Below are 21,048 nucleotides of genomic sequence, written 5' to 3'. Positions count from 1 at the left end.
TTCACTGCGTTGTTCAGATTTGCAGGCCCACCCGCATCAGCCAGGTTTCAGGCTCGTGCTGCAGACCGTTCGGGGTGTTGAGGGCGCGCTGGTAATCGACGTCCACTTGCAGGTTCTTCCAGCCCAGATTCAGGCCGACACTGGCACCACTCAGGCGTTGGCCCTGCGCGCCGTGATCGGCCTTGATCCAGCCGTGGTCGAGGCCCACACGCGGGGTGATCTGCAGCGACCATTCACTGCGCAGTGGCAGGCGCAAGGTGTTGCGCCAGATCGCGCCGCTGGCGCCGGAGGCACTGCTGACCCGATAGCCGCGCACCGCCGAGTCGTCGGTGCCGAGCAATTGTTCGATGGCTGGCAACGGGTCCGGGCTGTATTGCACGTTGAACTGGCTCTGCCACTGCCAGGCCTGCGCGCCAAGCTGACCATTGCGCCACTGACTGAGGCCGGCGCGGTATTTGCGAAACTGCGCCTTGGGCAGGTTGTTGATCTGATGTTGTGAGTCATCGTCGGCGCCAAACCAGTGCAGGCCTTGGGCGTAATTGACGTCAAGGTTCCACACCGCGCGGTCGAGCCAGAACAGATTGAGCCCGGCTTCGGCGACGGTCAGGGTCGGGCTTTGAATACCGAGGCGAACGTCTTGCAAGTAGCTGTCGACATCCTTGTGCGCCAGTTGCAGGTTGGCGCTGAGCTGACGACTCTGGTCGCGCCACAACACACGGTCGGCGCGCAGGCTGACCTGATCGGTGATGCCAGTGCTGTGAAAGGTCACGCTCGGCAGTTTGAACGGCGCACGATATTCGGCGTGGCTCGCGAACACGCTGTAGGTCCAGTAGCCGTAGGGGATCGCGTAATACAGGCTGGCATTGCGGCTGTAGCGGTCACCCTGATTGAGGGTGTCGCTGGCGCTGAGACTTAACAAGTCGTTGAGTTGCAGTGGGCTGTCGAGGCTCAGGCTGACGGTGTCGCGATCACGTCCAGTGCTGGCGCTGCCGAGGTTGTCGAACCCCGCGTTCAAGGCCCAGCGCGAATGCGCGGCGGTGCGCGACCGCAGGATGATCCGCGAGGCGCCGGGCTGGCTGCCGGGGGCGATGTCGGCGGTGAGATCGATCGAGCGCAGGCGATTGAGTTGATCGAGGCCCTGCTCCAGATCGCGCAGATTCAGCGGCTCGCCGAGCATGTTTGGAAACGCGCCCCCGAGCGACACCGGCAGGCTCTGATCGGCCAGTTCGATGGACTCGATGTAACCTTCGTCAATTCGGATATCCAGCGACTGCCCCGCTGCCGGTGCACTGACCAAATACGGGCGGCTGGCGATATAGCCCTTGTCGACGTAGATCGCGGTGATGGTCGCCAGCAGATGATTGATCTGGCCGACGCCCATGCACGGCGCCAGCAGCGGTTTGATCTGCGCGTTGAGTTTGTCGCTGTCGATCAGCGTGACGCCGCCGATGCGCGCACCGCTCAACGGCCAGCAACGTTCATCGGCGGTGACGGTTGGCGGGATCGCCGGGGTGACCGGCGCCGGGCCGAACGCGCCGCGTTCCAGTTGCCGCTTTCTTTGCTCAAGTTGCAGTTGTTGCAGATCGCGCTGTTGCTGTTGCTGCTGGCGCAGCACTTCCTGGCCCGGCGCTACAGGTTCGGCGGCTTCAATCGAGGAGGCACAGACACTCAACACAAAGGCCGACAGCAGCGGGCAAAGCGGGGAACCACGGCGAAAAACAGCGCGAAACGGAAACGGCACGCAACTTCCTTGCGATCATCAAATGGCGTAATGCCATGTCATCAATGATCGTGATAGTCGGAGCCATCCCACACAAAAGCAAGACGCTTCCTACAGCGCTTACATTTCTTAAACAATTGCTTTGCCTGGCTTTATTGTCAGCAGCAAGGCCACGGCGCTGCACGTTATCAGGGTTTCCCCGAGGGCCTGAAACCAGCCGGCGAGCATCAGCCCGGCGCCGATCAGCAGGTAATACATCAAGCCCAACAACGCCCCGGCAGTGCCCAATCGATCAGCGTAATCGGCCAGGGCCGAACCGAGAATGTTCGGGATCGCCAGGCCAAACGCCAACACCACCAGCAGCATCGGCAGCACGAACGCGACACTGCCCTGCAGCGACCACACGCCCACACCACCAAGCAAGGCGATGCCAGCCGCGAGGCGAATCAACTGCAATGCCTTGAACCCGACCGTCAATAAGCGCCGGTTCAGCCATGCGCCAAAACCTGAGCCCAGCGCGAGGATCACGCCGCTGTAACCGAAAGCGCTGGCACTGACGCCCAACCGCTGAAACATGAACGGAGCGAGGCTGTAATAACTGAACAACGCCACGTTGAACGAGGCGATCCACAGCGCCGAGCGCCAGATTCCTGGGTCATGCAACATGCGCCCGAGGGTTTCGAACAAACCGACATGGCCGGTTGGCGCTGTCCGGGTTTCCGCCAGGGTGTACCAGCTCCACAGCCACAACAGCGTTGCCAGCAACAGCAACGCGCCAAGCACACCGCGATAACCGAAAACCTGAACCAGACTGGCGCCGCTGAACAAGCCGAGCGCCGGGCTGGCCGCCAGCGCGATGCCCACCAAGGAAAACACCTGCGCCAGTTCGGCGCCTTTAAAGCGGTCGCGCAACACGGTCTGCGTGACCACCGAACCCACCGCCGCACCGAAGGCCGCCAACATCTGCGCCAGTAACAAGCCGTTGAAACTGCCGACCCGCAGGCCTAAAAGCGTGGCAATCGCATAGATTGCCAGGCCTGCGAGCATCGCCGGGCGCCGACCGATGCGATCACATAAACGCCCCCACACCACCACCCCGACGGCAAACGCGAGGAAATACACCGACAACGTCTGCGCGGCGGCTTGCGGGCCAACGTTAAACACCCGCCCGATATCACCGAGCGCCGGGCTGTACAGGGTTTGCGCGATCTGCGGAAACATCAGCAACGCAATCGCCAGCCACAGAAAATGTCTGTTGTTCATTCTTCATCACTCCTCGCATAAACCGCCGAGGAGTTTAAGAATCGGTGAGTGACGTATTATCCGAACCCTGCCAACTAATCGCTAAAATCGGACAACCCATGGCCTGGCTTGATGCCCACGCAACGTTTGACGCAGATCGCTTTCAGGCACCGGTGATTGGCATAGCCTCGACTTTGAGCGATCACGACTCCGGCTTGCACCGCCATCAACGCGGGCAACTGCTGTACACGCGCCAAGGCTGCACGCGAATTACCCTGGCGCAGCAACTGTGCCTGCTGCCGCCGTCGCGGGCGGCGTGGATTCCACCGGGTGTTAGCCATCGCGCGGTGATGCAACAGAGCGTCGACTACCGCTCCATCTACTTGATCCCCGAGCTGTGCAGCGCATTGCCGCAGCAAGTCTGCGTGATTGAAGTCAGCCCGTTGTTGCGTGCGGTGCTGGAACCGATGGCGCTGGCGGATTTCGCCAGCGATTGGCAGCAGGGCAAACTCTCCCACCTGCTCGGCCTGTGTCTGAGCGAAATCGCTGAAGCGGCGCAGCAACCGATGCTGCTGCCGTTACCTCAGGACAAGCGCCTGGCACCACTGTTGAAAACGCCTGAACGTCTGCCTCCAGAGTTGCAAGTACTGGAGCAGCAGGTCGGCGCCAGCAGCCGCACCATCGGGCGAATCTTCCAGCGCGAAACCGGCATGAGTTATCAGCAATGGCGCCAGCAGTGGCGCTTGATGCGCGCGATGGAATTGCTCGCCACCGGGCGCAGCCTGAGTTACTGCGCGTTCGAATCGGGTTTTGCCAGCGACAGCGCTTTCATCGCCTTCTTCAAAACCATGACCGGCAGCACACCGGGCCACTGGCTCAAGTGAACAACTGACGATTGGCACCAGAAATAATTTGCCACTAAATATTACCTACGTCATATTACAGCCGTAATAACGATCCGCTTACGCAGGTAATCCGCCATGACCAGCATGCCCACCCTCGAACCTGTTGTGGTAAAGACCAAGCCGCCCCTGCTTAAACGCGTTTTGCTTCCGGGCGCAGGATTGCTCGCGCTGATTTTCGCCGGTATTTACGCCATGCACTGGTGGGGCGCGGGGCGTTTTCTTGAAGAAACCGACGATGCCTATATTGGTGGCGACGTCACGGTGATCGGCCCGAAAGTCGCCGGTTACATCGACGAAGTGCTGGTCAGCGACAATCAGCACGTCAAGGCCGGCGATGTGCTGATCCGCCTCGACGCCCGCGACTATCGCGCCAACCTCGCCAAGGCCGAAGGCGCCGTTGCCGCCGAAGAAGCACTGCTGGCCAACCTCGACGCCACCGAACAACTGCAACAAGCGGTGATCGGTCAGGCCCGCGCCGGCATCGACGCCGCTGGCGCAGAAACCGCACGCTCGCGGGATGACAACGCGCGCTACAAACGCCTGGTGACGACCAATGCGGTGTCGGTGGAAAGCGCACAACGCGCCGACGCGACCTTCAAAACAGCGCAAGCCCTCAGTGCCCGCGCCCAGGCCGAACTGCTCGCCGCGCAACGCCAACTGGCGGTGATCGACACCCAGAAACAACAGGCCCGCGCCGCCCTTCAACAAGCCCGGGCCGAACGTGATCTGGCGCAACTGAACCTCGGCTACACCGAACTGCGCGCACCGTTCGATGGGGTGATCGGCAATCGCCGCGCACGGGTTGGCGCCTATGCGCAGGCCGGTTCACAGCAGTTGTCAGTGGTGCCGGCCAGCGGCTTGTGGGTCGATGCCAACTTCAAGGAAGACCAATTGGCGCGGATGAAACCCGGGCAGCGCGTAAGCATCCGTGCCGACGTGCTCTCCGGCCAGGAATTCAACGGTCGCCTCGACAGCCTCGCCCCCGCGACCGGCTCGCAGTTCAGCGTGCTGCCGCCGGAAAACGCCACCGGCAACTTCACCAAAATCGTCCAGCGGGTGCCGGTGCGGATCCTCCTCGACCCGGCTGACGGCGTGCTCGGTCACTTGCGTCCGGGCCTCTCGGTAACGGCAGAAGTCGACACCCGTGCGCAACCGGAAACCAGCGCCGTGGCCGTCGCGCCATGAGCACCACCCTCACCGCCCCGGCGCAGCCATTCAACGCGGCGGACATGGCGACCGCGACCAAGGTATTCGCCTTCGCGACCATGTGCATCGGCATGTTCATTGCGCTGCTGGATATCCAGATCGTCTCGGCGTCGCTGCGCGATATCGGCGGTGGGCTGTCCGCCGGTACCGATGAAACCGCGTGGGTGCAGACCAGTTACCTGATCGCCGAAATCATCGTGATTCCGCTGTCGGGCTGGCTGTCGCGCGTGTTCTCCACGCGCTGGTTGTTCTGCGCTTCGGCGGTCGGCTTCACCCTCGCCAGCCTGCTCTGCGGCGTCGCCTGGAACATCCAGAGCATGATTGCCTTTCGGGCGCTGCAAGGTTTTCTCGGCGGCTCGATGATTCCGCTGGTGTTCACCACGGCGTTCTTTTTCTTCACCGGCAAACAGCGGGTGATCGCTGCAGCAACCATCGGCGCCGTTGCGTCATTGGCACCGACCTTGGGACCGGTAATCGGTGGCTGGATCACTGATATTTCTTCGTGGCACTGGTTGTTCTACATCAACCTGGTGCCGGGGATTTTCGTCGCTGTAGCGGTACCGATGCTGGTGAAAATCGACCAGCCGGAATTGTCCCTGCTCAAAGGCGCGGACTACCTGAGCATGGTGTTCCTCGCGCTGTTTCTCGGCTGCCTGGAATACACCCTCGAAGAAGGCCCGCGCTGGAACTGGTTCAGCGACCAGACCATTCTGACCACGGCGTGGATCAGCGGCCTCGCGGGATTGGCCTTCATCGGCCGGACCTTGCACGTGGCCAATCCGATCGTTGATCTGCGCGCCTTGAAGGATCGCAATTTCGCCCTCGGCTGCTTCTTTTCGTTTGTCACCGGCATCGGCCTGTTCGCGACGATTTACCTGACGCCGCTGTTCCTCGGCCGGGTACGCGGCTACAGCGCGCTGGACATTGGTCTAGCGGTTTTCTCCACCGGCGTGTTCCAGATCATGGCGATTCCGCTGTATGCCTTTCTGGCCAATCGCATGGACCTGCGCTGGGTCATGATGATCGGTCTGGGGTTGTTCGCGGTGTCGATGTGGGAATTCAGCCCGATCACCCACGACTGGGGTGCGGGGCAATTGATGCTGCCGCAAGCGTTGCGCGGGATCGCCCAGCAACTGGCGGTGCCGCCGGCGGTGACGTTGACTTTGGGTGGGTTGGCGCCCTCCCGTTTGAAGCATGCTTCGGGTTTGTTCAACCTGATGCGCAATCTGGGCGGGGCGATTGGTATTGCGGCGTGCGCGACGATTCTCAATGACCGCACCAACCTGCACTTCACGCGGTTGGCCGAACACTTGAACAGCAGCAATGAAGCGATGAATCAGTGGCTGACGCAGGTCGGCGGCAACCTCGCGAGTCTGGGCCAGAGCGGCGACGTCGGTGTCACCGCCAGCCTGCGCCAGTTGTGGCTGCTGACCTACCGCGAGGCGCAGACGCAAACCTACGGCGACACCTTTCTGATGATCGGCGTGTGCTTCGTTATCGCCACGGCGATGGTGCCCTTGATGCGCAAGGTGAAGCCACCGGCGGCGCCGAGTGCGGATGGGCATTGATCCAGCTTTCTGAAGTTTCCCCGGCCCCTGTAGGAGCTGCCGAAGGCTGCGATCTTTTGATCTTGTCTTTTAAAAGCAAAGTCGAAAGATCGCAGCCTTCGGCAGCTCCTACAGAGGATTGTGGGCAGCTTAAGCCTGTGGGATTTTGCGGAAGCCCACCGCCAGACGATTCCAACTGTTGATGGTGCTGATTGCCACGGTCAGGTCGACCATTTCTTTCGGCGTGAATTGCGCTGCAACCACGTCGTAATCTTCGTCCGGTGCGTGGGTCAGGCTCAGTTGGGTCAGCGATTCGGTCCACAGCAGCGCGGCACGTTCGCGGTCGCTGAAGAACGGCGCTTCACGCCAAGCGGTGACCGCGAACAAACGGCGCGGGGTTTCGCCGCCCTTGATCGCATCGGTGGTATGCATATCGATGCAGAACGCGCAGCCGTTGATTTGCGAAGCGCGCAGCTTGACCAACTCGATCAGGGTCTTTTCCAGCGGCAGTTTGGACACCGCCGTTTCCAAAGCCATCATCGCTTTCAAGGCGTCTGGGGACGCGGTGTAGAAATCGGCACGAGGTTGCATGGTAGCTCCGGGTAGCAAGTGAATGTGTGGCTACGTTAGCCCTCACACCCGGTTCGACAAATAGCCAATATTGCCGAAGATCAGGAGGCCACTAGGTTTCGCTGTTGACCACTCGTCAGCCACCCGGCACCAAGGGTTCTGCGCGTCAGACCAATATCAGGTACAGACCCTTTATGGAGACGGATCATGATCACGCGCAAACTCACTTCGTTATTACTCGCCGGGTTGCTGGCCACGGCATCGACCGCGAGCTTCGCCGTCAACGACGGCGCTGACGCTACCGGCACCAAATCCGGCGGACCGACCAGCACCACCACGCCGCCAGACAACACGCCGGGAGCGCCTTCCGGTGGTAGCGGTTCTTCGGGTGTGGGATCCGGGACTGGCACCAATGGTGGCGCGAGCGGTTCGGGCTCGGGGGCTGGCGGCGGCACAGGTTCGGCCGGCGGCGGCACTGGCGGTGCGGGCGGTGGCACTGGCGGCTGAACGAACAAGAGCCATCCCAAATAAGTACGCTATCCAATGTAGGAGTGAGCCTGCTCGCGATGGCGATTTGTCAGTTATGCAACTGTTTGCTGACACACCGGCATCGCGAGCAGGCTCACTCCTACAGGGTAAAACGTGTAGTTCAGCGATCGGAGCGCATCAATTCGGCCAGGCCGCTATCCAGCGATAACACCGCTGCGCGATTGCGCCCGGCATTTTTCGCCTGATACAGCGCCGCATCGGCGCGTTGGATAAACACTTCCAGGCTGTCATTGCCGCTCGGGATAAATGAATAGCAGCCCAGACTCACCGTCAGATAACCGGTCGGCGAGCCGCTATGGGTGATGTGCTTGTCGATCACGCTGCGCCGAACCTGCCCGGCAATTGCTAGCGCGCCGTTGATGTCGGTGTCCGGCAACAGCACCGCAAACTCCTCGCCACCGTAACGTACTGCCAGATCGGATTTGCGCTGACAGCACGCCCGCAGCACCTGAGCAACCTGGGTCAGACAGTGATCCCCGGCGACGTGGCCATAGGCGTCGTTGTAGCGTTTGAAGAAATCGATATCGAGCATGATCAGGCTGACCGGACTGACCTGCCGCGCGCCCCGGGCAAATTCGATCTCCAGCGAACGCTCGAACAAACGTCGATTGGCCAATCCGGTCAGGCTGTCGTGGGTCGCAATCTGCTCCAGTGCGCGCTGGGCCTTGCGCAGGTTTTTTTCGATCCGTTCGCCGTCGCGCACTTGGTGAATGAACACCCAGCCAAACAGGCCGACGCCGAGAATCACCAGCGCGACAATCACACTCGACTGGAACGCACGCTCGTACCAGCCCTTGAGAATCGTGTCGCGCGAGGTCGCAGACGACACCACCAACGGATACGCCGACAAGCGTCGATAACCGTACAAACGCACAACACCATCGACCACCGAATTGATCATCGCCGTGCCGGCCGCCGCCTCGGGCAGCAACGTGCGATAAATCCGTCCTTGCGCCAGCGACGTGCCAATCAGGCTCTCATCAAACGGACGGCGGGCAAGCAAAGTGCCGTCGCTCAAGCCAAGAAACATGATGCCTTGGTCATCGAGGCTGAAGCTTTCGAAGAAGCGGTCGAAGTACGACATCTTGATCCCGGCCAGCAACACACCCTGAAAATTGCCGGCGTGATCATTGACGCGTTTGGAAATCGGGATGATCCACTCGCCGTTCTCGCGGCTGCGAATCGCCGGGCCGATGTGCGCCAGCGTCGAAGCGTTCTGTTGGTGGAATTTGAAATACTCGCGGTCCGCCACGCCATTGCCACGGGGCAGATCAGTAAACGAGGTAATCACCCACTGCCCATCACGATCGAACAGGAACATGCCGTGCAGCTGATCGAGTTGCTGCACGCGCCGGGCGAAGGTTCTCTGCAGACGCGGCTTCTGCGCGGCGCCGTAACCGTCCTCCTGAATCCAGTCGACCAGGCTCGTCATCACCAGATCGGCAGCCAGGAAGGTGTCCTCGGCCTGCTGGGCCATCGCCCGGGTCAGGTTGCTCGACGCGACTTTTGCCACCGCCAGATCCTGGCGTCGCGACTGCTCCAGTTGCAGGTACAGCAAACCGGACAAGCACAACCCCACCGCAACGATAAACAGCACAGCCGCTTTGCGTAGCGGCAGGCGTTTAAGGGTGCCTCCGGGGGCCTGATGTGGATCGTGAATGGGGATAGGCAAAAGCAAGTCCTGGGCAGGTACGACAAGGGCGCCAGCAGGGAAACCCTTATGTTTGTGAGCGTAGCCCACCGGAATCTACGGGGCAAACGCCCCGCTCCCGCCCAGGTATATCGGCGCGCAGCGAATTTGGATGATCGCTGTTCGCAGATTTATTTTCGATGCCTCTTTAGGGTTAGTCTGTTATGAAGGGCCAGGCGCCGCATCGCACTGTGCAGATGCGCCCGCGCACTTTGCGCATCGCCCTCACGCATCTGCTCATAAGCCCGCTGTGCAATGGCGTGGGGCACCGGTTTCAGCTCCCGTTGCGTGGCCATCGCCAGCAGCTGCACCTGCGCGGCGCGCTCCAGGTAATAGAGGTCGTCCCAGGCTTCGGCGATGGTCGGCGCGGCAACGATCACACCGTGGTTTTTCAGGAACAGAATGTCAGCATCGCCCATGACACTGGCGATGCGGTCGCCTTCTGACGCGTCCAGCGCCAGACCGTTGTAATCCTCGTCTACCGCCGTGCGCCCATAGAACTTCAGCGCGGTCTGCCCCAGCCACAAAAGCGGCGGCCCTTGCAGCAGGCACAACGCCGTGGCGTGAGGCATGTGGGTGTGGAACGCGACTTTCACTCGCGGCAGTTGTTTGTGCAGGCGCGCGTGGATATAGAACGCCGTGGCTTCCGGATGGCCTTCGCCTTCAACCACATTGCCGTCGAAGTCGCAAACCAGCAGATTCTGCGCGGTGACTTCGGCGAAGGCATAGCCATAGGGATTGACCAGAAACAGATCGTCATGCCCCGGCACCATCGCCGAAAAATGATTGCAGATGCCCTCCTCCAGGCCATGCAACGCGGCCAATTGAAAGCATGCCGCCAGCTCGGTGCGTGCGGTGATGATCGCTTCTGTGTCGAGGTTCAGCGCTGTCAAACGTGCAGCCTGCGCACTGGCGGCCAGGGTGTGAGCCATGACGTTTCTCCGTTACCAACCGAGGGATTTGAACAGCGGCAACACTTGATCGAGGCGGTTGAGGATGGCGTCGGGGCGATAGTCCGGCAGCAACTGGCGACCGGTACCGCGATCGATCCATACACAACGAAAACCCATGTCCCGCGCCGCCGTGTGGTCGAGCATGGGGCTCGCGCAGATGTGCACCACCGCTGCGCGGCTGACGCCCAATTGCTCATGAGCGTAGTCGAAGAGCCGTGGCGCCGGCTTGTAGGCACCGGCCTGTTGCGCGGTGATCACCCGGTCGATGTAGCCGTCGAGTTGCGCGACGTTGCCGGCAATGATGTCGTCGTCGGTGTTGGAGACGATGCACAGTTTGAAACCCATGGTTTTCAATTCACGCAGGGTCTCGATCACCTCGGCAAACGGCGGCATTTTCGGGATCGCGGCGGCCAGACGCTGGCTGTCTTCGGGCAGGCTGGGCAGGCCCAATTCTTCCAGGGCCAATTGCAGGCCGAGGGTGCTTAGCTCGCGGAACGAACGGTGCGGCGGGGTCTGTTCGAGGCGATGTTCGTGGCGGTCATAGACGTCGATCAGCTGCCCGACATCGATCTGATGCTCGCCCTTCTCGCTGAGAATTTCCCCGACGACGGCTTTGAGGCCTTCGTCCCATTGAATCAACGTGCCGTAGCAATCGAAGGTCAGCCACTGCGGGCGCGGTGTGTGGATGAGTGTCATTGGTCGAATCCTCCGGAGTGAGGACTTCAGCTTAAGAGCGCCCGGTGATAGTGTGAAATTAAATAAATAGCCAATCGTCAGTTGAATAACCACTATCGAGAGCACTGCCATGCTGGATCTGGAACTGCTGAAAACCTTTGTCTGCGTGGTCGACGAAGGCAGCTTCACCCGCGCCGCCGATCGCGTGCACCGCACCCAATCGACGGTCAGCCAGCAGGTGCGCAAACTCGAAGAGCTGGTCGGCCACGCTTTGCTGCTGCGCGACCGTACCGGGCTGAATGTCGCCGTCACCGAACACGGCGAACTGCTGATCCACTATGCGCGGCGTTTGCTGGCGCTGTCCGCTGAAGCCAGCGAGGCGCTGGCCAGCGACCTCGACCTGGAAATCCTGCGTATCGGCATGCCGGAAGACTTCGACGCGCGGCGCATGGCGCTGATCCTTGCCGGCTTCACCCGCAGCCATCCGCAAGCACGGCTGGAAACCCTCAGCGGCATGAGCCTCGATCTGCGCCAGCGCCTCGATGCCGGCGACATCGACATCGCCCTGATCAAACGCGAACCCGACAGCGGCCCGGCGTGGGCGACCTGGCCGGAGCGGCTGGTGTGGGTCAAAGGTGCGGAGTTTGATTCGTCCACTGGCGTGTTGCCGTTGGCGTTGTTTCCGCAGGGCTGCCTGTATCGGCAGCGCGCCATTCGTTTGCTCGATGTTGCCCAGCGACCGTGGCGTGTGGCGTTCGGCAGCCACAGCCTGACCGGGATTCAAGCGGCAGTGGCCTCAGGGTTGGGGGTGTCAGTGCTGCCAGTGTCGGCGGTGTTGCCTGAGCATCAGGTGTGTACGGATCTGCCGGAACTGGCGTCGACGGAGTTGGCGTTGGTTAGTCGGGACGGTGTGTTGAGCGGGTTGCAGCGCGGTCTGGTGGAGTTTTTGCGTGGGGAGTTGGGGGTGGATGCGGGGGGATTTGCCTGAAATCCCCCCGTTTTTATCATTGGGGTTTGTTGATTTCCCGTAGGAGGTCCGCGACGGGAATGTTCATGGTGTTTGAGTAGTAGGGTTTGTAGCCGTAGGCGGTGACGACGACTTTGCAGGGGATTTGTTGTTTGTTGGAGAGGAGTTGGTTCAGTTCTGCCGCTGACAGATCCCTCTCCGTACTTCGGTTGCTGGAGGTTTCAGTGATAAATGTACTGGTCGAAAAGGAGAATTTGGAGTTGCCGTTTTCGCGCACATCAGAATCTACCAGCCCCACTGCAGAAAACTGAATAGCTTTGCCAACCGAAAAATCGTGGTCATCCGCTAACGCGCATCTCAATGTCCCCGAAGCCATCCCTTGCCTTTCGCCTCGGCCAAACAGGTTCAAAACATCCACATCGGATTGATATTTGATGACATATAAAAGGGGACTCGACCTATCTACGGACACATAACTCAAATTTGCCGGAGGCTGTAAATGGTCCTTTGCACATCCCGAACAGACAGCGAGAACCACGCAAAGGAAAAACCTGAACATCACGAAAACTCCTTCATGATTGAGTCAAACAGCAAGTCACTTGCAGACTTACCATCAGCGATTGGGGCGTTTAGCAATCCCAGAGCGTTAGCATGATTCGTGTCGACATTTACGTTAAGTGACGGTCCGCAGGAGATAATCCATTTTTCCCCGAAGTCCGCGACTCCGTCTGATGGGTCTCTCTTGGAAGGTGTTGCCTTGATATTGATCCAATCAACCGAAACTGGCGCGGGACGTTCGCGATAAATGTCTGAGCCCAGCCAAACCAGAGCCCCTTCACCCACAGGATCCAGGGTGATCAGCATCTGAACCCTGTAACCCCAATCCGACATTATTCTGGACAGGTGCGCACCATTCCAGCCGCCGAGGCTATGGCCCACGATATAGACGGGACAGCTTTTATACGGAATAAGGCTTAGCACGTGCCGTTGAATGTCCTGCTTTCCTCTGACTTCGTTGTAACCCAACCATTCCGATTTATATTTTCCTTCTCCCTTTAATGTCTCAGTGCGCCTATCAAATGCACGTCGTGCATCCTGGATGTTTTCATAAGGCCCAGAAAAATAATAACTCTCCTTATCTCCCGCACCTCCGATAAAAACCACAATCGCCTTGGTACTCTCCACCGGCACAGGCTTGTCACTGACATCCTTCTTGTCCGTCAGCGCATGTTCCTTGTGAAGCTTGTAATTGTTGCCCTTCGCGCACGTTATCGTTTCAGCAGCCATGCCTCACTCCTCCAAAAACAACTTGATGGTTTCAGGCAGGTGCGAGCTGACTTGGTGAGTAAATCCGTTGGCGTCAGACACCCCATGTTCCAGACGTCCGTCAGCGCGCTGAATAACGTAAGGATGATCAGGCATGGGCTCACCGGTTACGTCATTGACCAGTTTCAACCTGTCAGTGAAATGCACCGGCATCGGCAACAAGCCACTGAAGGGCGCCGCAGTCACCGTGTCACCGATGATGACCGTGCCGGAGCCGCCGATGACGACATTGCCGTGACCACCGGTGCTGTCCAGTGTCGCGGCGTTCAAACCATTGATGAACACCGTCGACGCAACAGCACCGGTAATCGGGCTGCCGCAGGCGGATTTGTCAGTCATCCGCGCAGCCGCCAAGCCGTCGAAATTCACATTCGGGGAGCCACTGACAATGGGATGGGTGCCATGTCCCGGCAATGGGCAGGCGGTTGGATCGGTGACGCGGGCGGCGGGTTTTCCGCTCATGAACAGCTCCTTGCAATGTAACGAGGTCATCCTTTCGGGGGCGCAAGCATGCGGGACTTCGCCGGGGGCTTCAAACCTTCAGACCAAAAAAGGCGCCCGATCGGGCGCCTTTTTGATACGTGGAAACCGCTCAGCTTAGCGCGCCGGCGGCACCCGAATATCCCCCGCGCGGCACTGGGTTTTCACACCCTTGCCACACGCACCGAACTGCAGATCCTTGCCCATGCACACGCGCACTTCCGACAGTTCCGGGCCGCTGCAAATGACCGCGATGCCATCCGCCGGAATCCCCGGGTTGGCCTTACGGAACAGGTCAGCGATTTCCTGCGCCTCGAAGTAATACGAGGAGCTGAACGGTTGCAGTTCCTGCGGGATTTTCACCGCGCCAACGGCTTTGTCCGATTCATCGAGATAACCCATTGCGCCGAGGCCGCTGCAAGTGCCGTGTTTGGACCATTCGTGGTCGAGCAGTTTTTTGGTCGGGAAAAGTGTCAGGCCTTTGCTGGTTTCCGCCGCATTCAAGGTGGTCAACGGCGGACAGGATTGCGGCCAGCCACCCTTGGCGTATTGCGGCCACAAACCGTGCAGCACGAACCCATAGCCCTTGCCCGTGCACTGTGAGTCGTCTTTGTGCGTCAAACAGAAGGTTGGCGACCAGGACAGCGCCAGCAGGTAGTAATCAAACACCCCCGCCACCGATTCTGCCTGGGCCTTGCTGGACTGTGATTGGCGCGCCGAACTCAAACCGATGCTACCGGCCGTCAGCGCAATCACCGCCAAAATTGTAAACAGCTTTTTCATATACCCACTCCTTTGGGACGCCTGCGTCCATGGTTTTCGATCCTGACCGACTTGGCCAGCGCTGATTTCGCCACGCTTGTGTTGCAAGCGCATGACGCAAGGCAAAGCCGTACGCCTTTGAAAGGTCTACGATTAACAGGCAGCCACCAAACCTAGGGAACCAAAATGAGTAAAGCAGACGAACTCGCCGCCAAACTCAAGCAAACCCGGCATACCCACGCGGATGCGGCACTGGAAATCGATTGCTGGCCTGCTCAGGTGTATGACTTGTACCACCGCATTGAGGCGTGGTTGCAGCCCGTCACCGAAGTAGGACTGAAGATTCGGCGAAATCCTACGCATGTTTGCGAAACTTCACCGGATGGTGAGGCGCATGACTACGCAATTGATCAACTGGTGATCGAGGCCAATGATCGAAGCCTGACATTCGATCCCATTGCGCGGTTTACCGAGGATGGCGCCGGGCGGGTGCAGATTACCCTGCCGGAAAGAAACACTTATCTGTTGCGAACCGTCGATGAACACCACGAAAGCCACTGGTGGTTGCAAACCGTCGAAACCGGGCAGGAATTGGATGCCATCGCCCTGACCGAAAACAACTTGCTGCAGGTCGTGCAGGAAGGGCTTGGCCTCTAGGATCGACAGCCCCGGCAGACCTTCTATTAACCTCTTAGAGTTGTACTGATGACACGACTGATTCAAAACCAGCAACAACTCGCTCAATGGGCGCGCGAAGTCAAAGGTTCATTGGACATTGCCGTCGCCTTTTGGGGCGAGCGCGCCATAACGGAACTGGGTCTGGATCAACGCCGTGGAGACGTCCGCATTCTCCTCGACTTGTCTGCAGGGGCGACCAACCCCGCAGTGGTCAGGCAACTGCTCCAACTGCATCCAGCGAACATTCGCAGCCTCCCTCGACTCCATGCCAAGGCTTACATTGGCGAAAACGAAATGATCGTGGGAAGCGCCAACGCGTCAGCCAATGGCTTGGGCATTGAAGGTCAAGCAGCCAATCACTGGATTGAACTCGGCATCCTGACGGACGATACCGTAGCGATACAGGACGCAAAACGCTGGTTCGCTGAACGCTGGTCTGAGTCGGATGCCATCGATGTCGACAGTGCCTACTTCAAACAAATCGAAGCGGCCTGGACAGCCCGGCAAAAATTCCGGCAGGCGCAAGACACACAGCCAGACTCGCTGATCGCGGCGGCCCTGAAAAACCCTGAAGCTTTCGGCTCGGAACGCTGGTTTGTCACTATCGACATTCACGATATGTCCACCAAAGGCAAAAAGGCTCTGGCGCAGAAGTCGACGGAACAAGGGCAACCGGCATTTGGCTGGGAGAGCTGGAGCGATATCCCGCAGCATGCACACTTCATCAGCTTCTATCACGATGGCGAGCAGTTCTGCTTTGCAGAAGAGGACGGCGCCAATGAGCCAGTCTTCTACTCGGCTACCGGGCAAGCCGAGTTCATGCAGTATGTGAGCGCCAGTCATATCCCGGGCTACAAAAACAACCTGGGAGCGCTGCACGAATGGCTACCGCTGTTACACAAAGCCAAAGCGAGCACTGCCAACTGGAAGTCCGAGGGTGGAATGTGCATGGATCTCGGGACGTTTGCCGCGTTAAACCTGTCAAAACTGTAATCCCCGCCTCAGCCAACTGAAAGCTGGCGCTGGTTAGCCTCCCCGTCATGAGTTAAACGGGGATTTCCAGCACATGCCTTCCAACCCATCACGACGCACCTTCGTCAAAGGCCTCGCCGCCAGCAGTCTGCTCGGTGGCCTGGGCCTGTGGCGCACGCCGGTCTGGGCGCTCAATGCGCCCGGTCAACTGCATGAACTGAGCGGCAGCAACTTCGAGCTGTTCATCGGCGAAACCCCGGTCAACTTCACTGGCAGCCCACGCACGGCGATGACCATCAACGGCAGCCTGCCCGGCCCTTTGCTGCGCTGGCGCGAAGGCGACACCGTGACGCTGCGGGTGCGCAACCGGCTCAGCGCCAGCACCTCGATTCACTGGCACGGCATTCTGCTGCCGGCGAACATGGACGGCGTGCCGGGCCTGAGCTTTCACGGCATCGAACCAGGTGGCGTGTACGTCTATCAATTCAAGGTGCGGCAGAACGGCACCTACTGGTATCACAGCCATTCCGGGTTGCAGGAACAGGCCGGCGTTTACGGCCCGCTGGTGATCGACGCCAAAGACCCTGAGCCGTTCCAGTACGACCGCGAGTTCGTGGTGATGCTTAGCGACTGGACCGACGAAGATCCGGCCAGTCTGCTGAAAACCCTGAAAAAACAATCCGATTACTACAACTTCCACAAGCGCACCGTCGGCGATTTCATCGAGGACGTCAGCGAAAAAGGCTGGGGCGCCACCGTGGCCGATCGCAAGATGTGGGCGGAAATGAACATGAATCCCACCGACATTGCCGACGTCAGTGGCACCACCTACACCTTCCTGATGAATGGCCACGCGCCCGATTCGAACTGGACCGGCCTGTTCCGCCCCGGGGAAAAACTGCGTCTGCGCCTGATCAACGGCTCGGCCATGACCTACTTCGACGTGCGCGTTCCCGGACTGAAAATGACCCTGGTCGCGGCGGACGGCTTGCACGTCAGACCGATCAGCGTCGATGAACTGCGCATCGCCGTGGCCGAGACTTACGACGTCATCGTCGAGCCGGACGCCGAGGCATACACCCTGTTTGCCCAGGCCATGGATCGCAGCGGTTATGCCCGTGGCACGCTCGCCACTCGCGCCGGGTTATCTGCGCCCGTACCGGGTCTGGACCCGCGCCCACTGGTGACCATCGACGACATGGGCATGGGCGGCATGGATCACGGCTCGATGGACATGAGCACCATGGATCACTCGGCGATGGGCCCGATGCAATCCCATCCTGACAGCGAAAAAAACAATCCTCTGGTCGACATGCAAGCCATGACCACCGCGCCCAAACTCAACGACCCCGGCCTCGGCCTGCGCAACAACGGCCGTCGCGTGCTGACCTACGCCGACCTGCGCAGCACCTTCGAAGACCCGGATGGCCGCGACCCGAGCCGCACAATCGAACTGCACCTGACCGGGCACATGGAGAAATTCGCCTGGTCGTACAACGGCATCAAGTTCTCCGACGCCAAGCCCTTGCGGCTGAAGTACGGCGAGCGCATCCGCCTGTTGCTGGTCAACGACACGATGATGACCCACCCGATTCACCTGCACGGCATGTGGAGCGATCTGGAAGACGAAAACGGCGACTTCCAGGTGCGCAAACACACCATCGACATGCCGCCCGGCACGCGCCGCACCTACCGCGTCACCGCCGACGCACTCGGTCGCTGGGCCTATCACTGCCATCTCCTGTACCACATGGAAACGGGCATGTTCCGCGAAGTGCGGGTGGAAGCATGAAGGGGCCGCTGATGACTCGACTCACCGCGTTTTCTTTGCTGCTGGTCGGCAGCTCGGCGATGGCCGCCGGCGACATGCCGGGCATGGATCACAGCCAGATGTCCGGCATGGATCATTCCGCGATGCAAAGCATGGACGACGGCAGGATGCAGCCCGCCGCCCCGACGGAAAGTCGCACGCCGATCCCGCAGTTGACCGACGCCGACCGCGCCGCCGTATTTACCAGCCCCGGCGGCCATAAAGTCCACGACAGCGCGATCAACACGTACTTCCTCGCCGACAAACTCGAATGGCAGGACGCCGATGACGGCAGCGCGTTGGCCTGGGATCTGTCCGGCTGGATCGGTGGCGACATCGATCGTCTGTGGCTGCGCTCCGAAGGCGAGCGCAGCAACGGCAAGACCGAAGACGCAGAGATTCAAGCACTCTGGGGCCATGCGATTTCGCCGTGGTGGGACGTGGTCAGCGGCGTGCGTCAGGACTTCAAACCCGGCGCGCCGCAGACTTGGGCTGCATTCGGTGTGCAGGGCATGGCGCTGTACAACTTCGAAGCCGAGGCCACTGCGTTTATCGGTGAAGGTGGCAAGAGCGCGCTGCGGTTCGAGGGTGACTACGACATTCTGCTGACCAACCGCCTGATCCTGCAGCCCACCGCTGAACTCAACATCTACGGCAAAAACGATGCGCAATGGGGTATCGGTTCCGGGCTTGCCAACACTGAAGCCGGCCTGCGTTTGCGTTATGAAATCCGCCGCGAATTTGCGCCGTACATCGGCGTGACGTGGAACCGCACCTACGGCAACACCGCCGATTACGCCCGCGAAGAAGGCGAGAAGCGCAGCGAAGCGCGCCTCGTGCTTGGCGTGCGGATGTGGTTCTGAATTTCCATTAAAAAACACTCCAGAGGTCTTGCATGCGCACCTTGAAAATCACCCTTGTACTCGCCAGCGGCTTGCTCCTCAGCAGCCTCGCTCAAGCCCACCCGAAACTGCTCTCGTCGACTCCCGCCGAAGGTGCCGACGGCGCCGCGCCCGGCAAGATCGAACTGCATTTTTCCGAGAACCTGCTGACAAAATTCTCCGGCGCCAAACTGGTCATGACCGAAATGCCCGGCATGGCCCATTCGCCGATGCCAATGAAAGCCAAAGTCAGCGCCGGCAGCGATCCGAAAAGCATGCTGATCACCCCGCTCGCGCCGCTGCCCGCCGGCACCTACCAAGTCCAATGGCGCGCAGTGTCTTCCGATACGCACCCGATCACCGGCAACGTCACGTTCAAAGTGAAGTGAGCAATGGCTGAACTGATCAACATCGTGCTGCGGTTTGCGTTGTATGTGGATTTGCTGCTGTTGTTCGGGCTGGCGTTGTTTGCGCTGTACAGTGCTGGGACGCTGCTGCGGTTTCGGCCGATGCTGCGCGGGATGGCATTGATCGGGGCGTTGTTGTCAGTGGCAGGATTGATGCTGATGACCCGCGCCATGAGTGGCGAAACAGCGCTCGCGGCGCTGTGGCCACATCTGCAAATGATGCTGCTGGAAACCGATGTCGGGCTGGCGTGGGCAGTGCGGATTATCGCGCTGATCGTGGTGTTGATCAGGCCGGGCGCGTGGCTCGCATCGATGGCTGGCGCCATCGCCCTCGCCTCTTTGGCCTGGAGCGGACACGGGGCGATGGACGAAGGAATACTGCGGTTCTGGCATTTTCTCAGCGACATTCTGCACCTGCTCGCGGCGGGCGCGTGGCTGGGTGCGATGCTGGCGCTGGTGTTGATGGCGCGGGGGTCGGTCGATGAAGCTCGCATTCGTTCGCTGGCGTTTGCGGTTCGGCGTTTTGAGTGGATCGGTGCAGTGATTGTGCTGACGCTGTCGATTACCGGCGTGGTGAATTACCTGTTCATCGTCGGTGCGAGACTGGACGAAATCTTGCTCGGCACTTACGGGATGCTGCTCGCGATCAAGGTTTTACTGTTTGCCGGGATGTTGGTGTTGGCGGCGTTGAACCGCTTTCATCTTGGTCCGGCGTTGGCGCAAGCGTTGCGCAATGGACAATATGTCATCGCGGCAAATGCGCTAAAACGCAGCGTTGTCGTTGAACTGGCAATCGCATTGCTGATCGTGGCGCTGGTGGCGTGGCTAGGCACGTTAAGCCCGGAAGCAGGGTGACACCCGGGAAAGCCTTTCACTACACTGGGCCACCGTCCTTCTCAGAAGCCCCGATCGCAATGACAACCCTAAAAAGCACTATGATCCTCTGCGGCCTGCTGACCGTGGCCGCCGGCGCCCACGCCGAACCAAGCGCTTCGCACCTCGACAGCATCCAGCAACAAGGCCAGTTGCGCGTCTGCACCACCGGCGACTACAAGCCCTACACTTTCAAACGCCCCGACGGCGATTTCGAAGGCATCGACATCGCCATGGCCCGCTCGCTGGCCGACAGCCTCGGGGTCAAAGTCCAATGGGTGCAAACCAGCTGGAAAACCCTGATGCCGGACATGCAGGCCGGTAAATGCGACATCGGCATGGGCGGCATCTCGGTGACGCTCGAACGGCAGAAAAAAGCCTACTTCAGCAACACCCTCGACACCGACGGCAAGATCCCGCTGGTGCGCTGCGCCGATGTCAGCAAGTACCAGACGATCGAGCAGATCAACCAGCCCAACGTGCGTCTGGTCGAACCTGCCGGTGGCACCAACGAAGCCTTCGTCCACGCCTTCCTGCCCAAAGCGCAACTGGCCCTGCACGACAATGTGACGATCTTCCAGCAACTGCTCGACAACCAGGCCGACGTAATGATCACCGACGCCTCGGAAGCGCTGTATCAGCAGAAACTCAAACCGGGGTTGTGCGCGGTGAATCCGCATCAGTACATGCAATATGGCGAGAAGGCCTATCTGCTGCCGCGCGATGACATCAGCTGGAAACTGTATGTCGATCAGTGGCTGCACTTGAGCAAAGTCACCGGCAAATATCAGCAAACGCTAAGCGAATGGATTGCCGTACCCGCCGCGCAGTAATC

At 60.0% G+C, this 21,048-nt stretch carries 22 protein-coding genes; 12 read left to right on the top strand and 10 right to left on the bottom strand.

Annotation, left to right across the window (positions count from 1 at the left end; translation table 11 throughout):
- Window positions 1–13: 13 nt before the first annotated feature.
- Window positions 14–1,741, bottom strand: coding sequence for a ShlB/FhaC/HecB family hemolysin secretion/activation protein (locus CKW14_RS00800; protein ID WP_095124405.1), 1,728 nt, complete (start codon window positions 1,739–1,741; stop codon window positions 14–16).
- Window positions 1,742–1,849: 108 nt separating this feature from the next.
- The gene (locus CKW14_RS00795; RefSeq protein ID WP_095124404.1) at window positions 1,850–2,983 is read right to left on the bottom strand and encodes an MFS transporter; all 1,134 of its coding nucleotides are present in this window, start codon (window positions 2,981–2,983) and stop codon (window positions 1,850–1,852) included.
- A 98-nt stretch (window positions 2,984–3,081) separates the two neighbouring features.
- Here CKW14_RS00795 and CKW14_RS00790 point away from each other — a divergent pair, with 98 nt between their 5' ends.
- The 3 genes from CKW14_RS00790 (at window position 3,082) to CKW14_RS00780 (ending at window position 6,641) form a co-directional block, all read left to right on the top strand.
- Window positions 3,082–3,846: a helix-turn-helix transcriptional regulator gene (locus tag CKW14_RS00790; RefSeq protein ID WP_095050562.1), complete on the top strand. Its 765-nt coding sequence runs from the start codon at window positions 3,082–3,084 to the stop codon at window positions 3,844–3,846.
- Window positions 3,847–3,942: 96 nt separating this feature from the next.
- On the top strand, window positions 3,943–5,052 hold the full coding sequence (locus tag CKW14_RS00785; RefSeq protein WP_095124403.1) for an HlyD family secretion protein: 1,110 nt from the start codon (window positions 3,943–3,945) through the stop codon (window positions 5,050–5,052).
- Window positions 5,049–6,641, top strand: coding sequence for a DHA2 family efflux MFS transporter permease subunit (locus tag CKW14_RS00780; RefSeq protein WP_095124402.1), 1,593 nt, complete (start codon window positions 5,049–5,051; stop codon window positions 6,639–6,641). Before CKW14_RS00785 ends, CKW14_RS00780 begins: the two co-directional genes overlap by 4 nt.
- 129 nt (window positions 6,642–6,770) lie before the next feature.
- Here the strand turns inward: CKW14_RS00780 and CKW14_RS00775 are convergent, their stop codons facing one another.
- On the bottom strand, window positions 6,771–7,211 hold the full coding sequence (locus CKW14_RS00775) for a carboxymuconolactone decarboxylase family protein (RefSeq protein ID WP_095124401.1): 441 nt from the start codon (window positions 7,209–7,211) through the stop codon (window positions 6,771–6,773).
- 186 nt (window positions 7,212–7,397) lie between these two features.
- Here CKW14_RS00775 and CKW14_RS00770 point away from each other — a divergent pair, with 186 nt between their 5' ends.
- Window positions 7,398–7,697 (top strand): hypothetical protein, encoded by a 300-nt coding sequence (locus CKW14_RS00770; protein WP_095124400.1) that lies wholly within the window; start codon window positions 7,398–7,400, stop codon window positions 7,695–7,697.
- 142 nt (window positions 7,698–7,839) lie between these two features.
- On the opposite strand, the gene CKW14_RS00765 is transcribed toward CKW14_RS00770, so the two are convergent.
- The 3 genes from CKW14_RS00765 to CKW14_RS00755 form a co-directional block, all read right to left on the bottom strand.
- The gene (locus tag CKW14_RS00765; protein ID WP_095124399.1) at window positions 7,840–9,411 is read right to left on the bottom strand and encodes a diguanylate cyclase; all 1,572 of its coding nucleotides are present in this window, start codon (window positions 9,409–9,411) and stop codon (window positions 7,840–7,842) included.
- A gap of 149 nt (window positions 9,412–9,560) precedes the next feature.
- Window positions 9,561–10,361 (bottom strand): aldolase, encoded by an 801-nt coding sequence (locus CKW14_RS00760; protein ID WP_095050558.1) that lies wholly within the window; start codon window positions 10,359–10,361, stop codon window positions 9,561–9,563.
- A 12-nt stretch (window positions 10,362–10,373) separates the two neighbouring features.
- The gene (locus CKW14_RS00755; RefSeq protein ID WP_095124398.1) at window positions 10,374–11,078 is read right to left on the bottom strand and encodes a haloacid dehalogenase type II; all 705 of its coding nucleotides are present in this window, start codon (window positions 11,076–11,078) and stop codon (window positions 10,374–10,376) included.
- 109 nt (window positions 11,079–11,187) lie between these two features.
- On the opposite strand from CKW14_RS00755, the gene CKW14_RS00750 reads away from it, so the two are divergent.
- The gene (locus CKW14_RS00750; RefSeq protein ID WP_095124397.1) at window positions 11,188–12,045 is read left to right on the top strand and encodes a LysR substrate-binding domain-containing protein; all 858 of its coding nucleotides are present in this window, start codon (window positions 11,188–11,190) and stop codon (window positions 12,043–12,045) included.
- Between the two features lie 16 nt (window positions 12,046–12,061).
- On the opposite strand, the gene CKW14_RS00745 is transcribed toward CKW14_RS00750, so the two are convergent.
- The 4 genes from CKW14_RS00745 to CKW14_RS00730 form a co-directional block, all read right to left on the bottom strand.
- Entirely contained in the window at window positions 12,062–12,583 is a 522-nt protein-coding gene (locus tag CKW14_RS00745) for a hypothetical protein (protein ID WP_095050555.1), read from the bottom strand.
- Complete coding sequence (locus tag CKW14_RS00740) at window positions 12,583–13,311, bottom strand: alpha/beta hydrolase (RefSeq protein WP_095124396.1); 729 nt, start codon at window positions 13,309–13,311, stop codon at window positions 12,583–12,585. Before CKW14_RS00740 ends, CKW14_RS00745 begins: the two co-directional genes overlap by 1 nt.
- 3 nt (window positions 13,312–13,314) lie before the next feature.
- On the bottom strand, window positions 13,315–13,812 hold the full coding sequence (locus tag CKW14_RS00735; protein ID WP_095124395.1) for a PAAR domain-containing protein: 498 nt from the start codon (window positions 13,810–13,812) through the stop codon (window positions 13,315–13,317).
- 135 nt (window positions 13,813–13,947) lie between these two features.
- On the bottom strand, window positions 13,948–14,613 hold the full coding sequence (locus CKW14_RS00730) for a ribonuclease T2 (RefSeq protein ID WP_095050552.1): 666 nt from the start codon (window positions 14,611–14,613) through the stop codon (window positions 13,948–13,950).
- A 165-nt stretch (window positions 14,614–14,778) separates the two neighbouring features.
- Here CKW14_RS00730 and CKW14_RS00725 point away from each other — a divergent pair, with 165 nt between their 5' ends.
- From CKW14_RS00725 to CKW14_RS00695, 7 genes are all read left to right on the top strand, one after another.
- A complete protein-coding gene (locus tag CKW14_RS00725) occupies window positions 14,779–15,249 on the top strand; it encodes a hypothetical protein (RefSeq protein ID WP_095050551.1) in 471 nt (156 codons plus the stop codon).
- A gap of 48 nt (window positions 15,250–15,297) precedes the next feature.
- Window positions 15,298–16,263, top strand: a complete 966-nt coding sequence (locus tag CKW14_RS00720) for a phospholipase D family protein (RefSeq protein WP_095124394.1) — start codon at window positions 15,298–15,300, stop codon at window positions 16,261–16,263.
- 73 nt (window positions 16,264–16,336) lie between these two features.
- Window positions 16,337–18,034, top strand: coding sequence for a copper resistance system multicopper oxidase (locus CKW14_RS00715; protein ID WP_095124393.1), 1,698 nt, complete (start codon window positions 16,337–16,339; stop codon window positions 18,032–18,034).
- Between the two features lie 11 nt (window positions 18,035–18,045).
- A complete protein-coding gene (locus tag CKW14_RS00710; RefSeq protein WP_095124701.1) occupies window positions 18,046–18,915 on the top strand; it encodes a copper resistance protein B in 870 nt (289 codons plus the stop codon).
- A 32-nt stretch (window positions 18,916–18,947) separates the two neighbouring features.
- Window positions 18,948–19,322: a copper homeostasis periplasmic binding protein CopC gene (gene copC, locus CKW14_RS00705; protein WP_095124392.1), complete on the top strand. Its 375-nt coding sequence runs from the start codon at window positions 18,948–18,950 to the stop codon at window positions 19,320–19,322.
- Between the two features lie 3 nt (window positions 19,323–19,325).
- Window positions 19,326–20,195 carry a copper homeostasis membrane protein CopD gene (copD, locus tag CKW14_RS00700; protein WP_095050548.1) on the top strand — a complete coding sequence of 290 codons (870 nt, stop codon included), beginning with the start codon at window positions 19,326–19,328 and terminating at the stop codon, window positions 20,193–20,195.
- A 59-nt stretch (window positions 20,196–20,254) separates the two neighbouring features.
- Window positions 20,255–21,046 (top strand): transporter substrate-binding domain-containing protein, encoded by a 792-nt coding sequence (locus CKW14_RS00695; protein WP_176471233.1) that lies wholly within the window; start codon window positions 20,255–20,257, stop codon window positions 21,044–21,046.
- Window positions 21,047–21,048 lie beyond the last annotated feature (2 nt).

The organism is Pseudomonas sp. Irchel s3a12 (assembly GCF_900187485.1).
In the GTDB taxonomy this organism is placed as follows: Bacteria; Pseudomonadota; Gammaproteobacteria; order Pseudomonadales; family Pseudomonadaceae; genus Aquipseudomonas; species Aquipseudomonas neuropathica.
Note: the sequence above shows the minus strand (reverse complement) of the source record. Positions and strands in the feature narration are given on the sequence as shown.

Bases quoted from the DNA above. Each gene is read 5' to 3' on its own strand.
- copC (WP_095124392.1), top strand. From the start codon at position 18,948: ATGCGCACCTTGAAAATCACCCTTGTACTCGCCAGCGGCTTGCTCCTC.
- CKW14_RS00750 (WP_095124397.1), top strand. From the start codon at position 11,188: ATGCTGGATCTGGAACTGCTGAAAACCTTTGTCTGCGTGGTCGACGAA.
- CKW14_RS00695 (WP_176471233.1), top strand. From the start codon at position 20,255: ATGACAACCCTAAAAAGCACTATGATCCTCTGCGGCCTGCTGACCGTG.
- CKW14_RS00780 (WP_095124402.1), top strand. From the start codon at position 5,049: ATGAGCACCACCCTCACCGCCCCGGCGCAGCCATTCAACGCGGCGGAC.
- CKW14_RS00785 (WP_095124403.1), top strand. From the start codon at position 3,943: ATGACCAGCATGCCCACCCTCGAACCTGTTGTGGTAAAGACCAAGCCG.
- copD (WP_095050548.1), top strand. From the start codon at position 19,326: ATGGCTGAACTGATCAACATCGTGCTGCGGTTTGCGTTGTATGTGGAT.
- CKW14_RS00740 (WP_095124396.1), bottom strand. From the start codon at position 13,311: ATGGCTGCTGAAACGATAACGTGCGCGAAGGGCAACAATTACAAGCTT.
- CKW14_RS00760 (WP_095050558.1), bottom strand. From the start codon at position 10,361: ATGGCTCACACCCTGGCCGCCAGTGCGCAGGCTGCACGTTTGACAGCG.
- CKW14_RS00715 (WP_095124393.1), top strand. From the start codon at position 16,337: ATGCCTTCCAACCCATCACGACGCACCTTCGTCAAAGGCCTCGCCGCC.
- CKW14_RS00720 (WP_095124394.1), top strand. From the start codon at position 15,298: ATGACACGACTGATTCAAAACCAGCAACAACTCGCTCAATGGGCGCGC.
- CKW14_RS00735 (WP_095124395.1), bottom strand. From the start codon at position 13,812: ATGAGCGGAAAACCCGCCGCCCGCGTCACCGATCCAACCGCCTGCCCA.
- CKW14_RS00790 (WP_095050562.1), top strand. From the start codon at position 3,082: ATGGCCTGGCTTGATGCCCACGCAACGTTTGACGCAGATCGCTTTCAG.
- CKW14_RS00795 (WP_095124404.1), bottom strand. From the start codon at position 2,983: ATGAACAACAGACATTTTCTGTGGCTGGCGATTGCGTTGCTGATGTTT.
- CKW14_RS00755 (WP_095124398.1), bottom strand. From the start codon at position 11,078: ATGACACTCATCCACACACCGCGCCCGCAGTGGCTGACCTTCGATTGC.
- CKW14_RS00725 (WP_095050551.1), top strand. From the start codon at position 14,779: ATGAGTAAAGCAGACGAACTCGCCGCCAAACTCAAGCAAACCCGGCAT.
- CKW14_RS00710 (WP_095124701.1), top strand. From the start codon at position 18,046: ATGACTCGACTCACCGCGTTTTCTTTGCTGCTGGTCGGCAGCTCGGCG.
- CKW14_RS00745 (WP_095050555.1), bottom strand. From the start codon at position 12,583: ATGTTCAGGTTTTTCCTTTGCGTGGTTCTCGCTGTCTGTTCGGGATGT.
- CKW14_RS00770 (WP_095124400.1), top strand. From the start codon at position 7,398: ATGATCACGCGCAAACTCACTTCGTTATTACTCGCCGGGTTGCTGGCC.
- CKW14_RS00730 (WP_095050552.1), bottom strand. From the start codon at position 14,613: ATGAAAAAGCTGTTTACAATTTTGGCGGTGATTGCGCTGACGGCCGGT.
- CKW14_RS00775 (WP_095124401.1), bottom strand. From the start codon at position 7,211: ATGCAACCTCGTGCCGATTTCTACACCGCGTCCCCAGACGCCTTGAAA.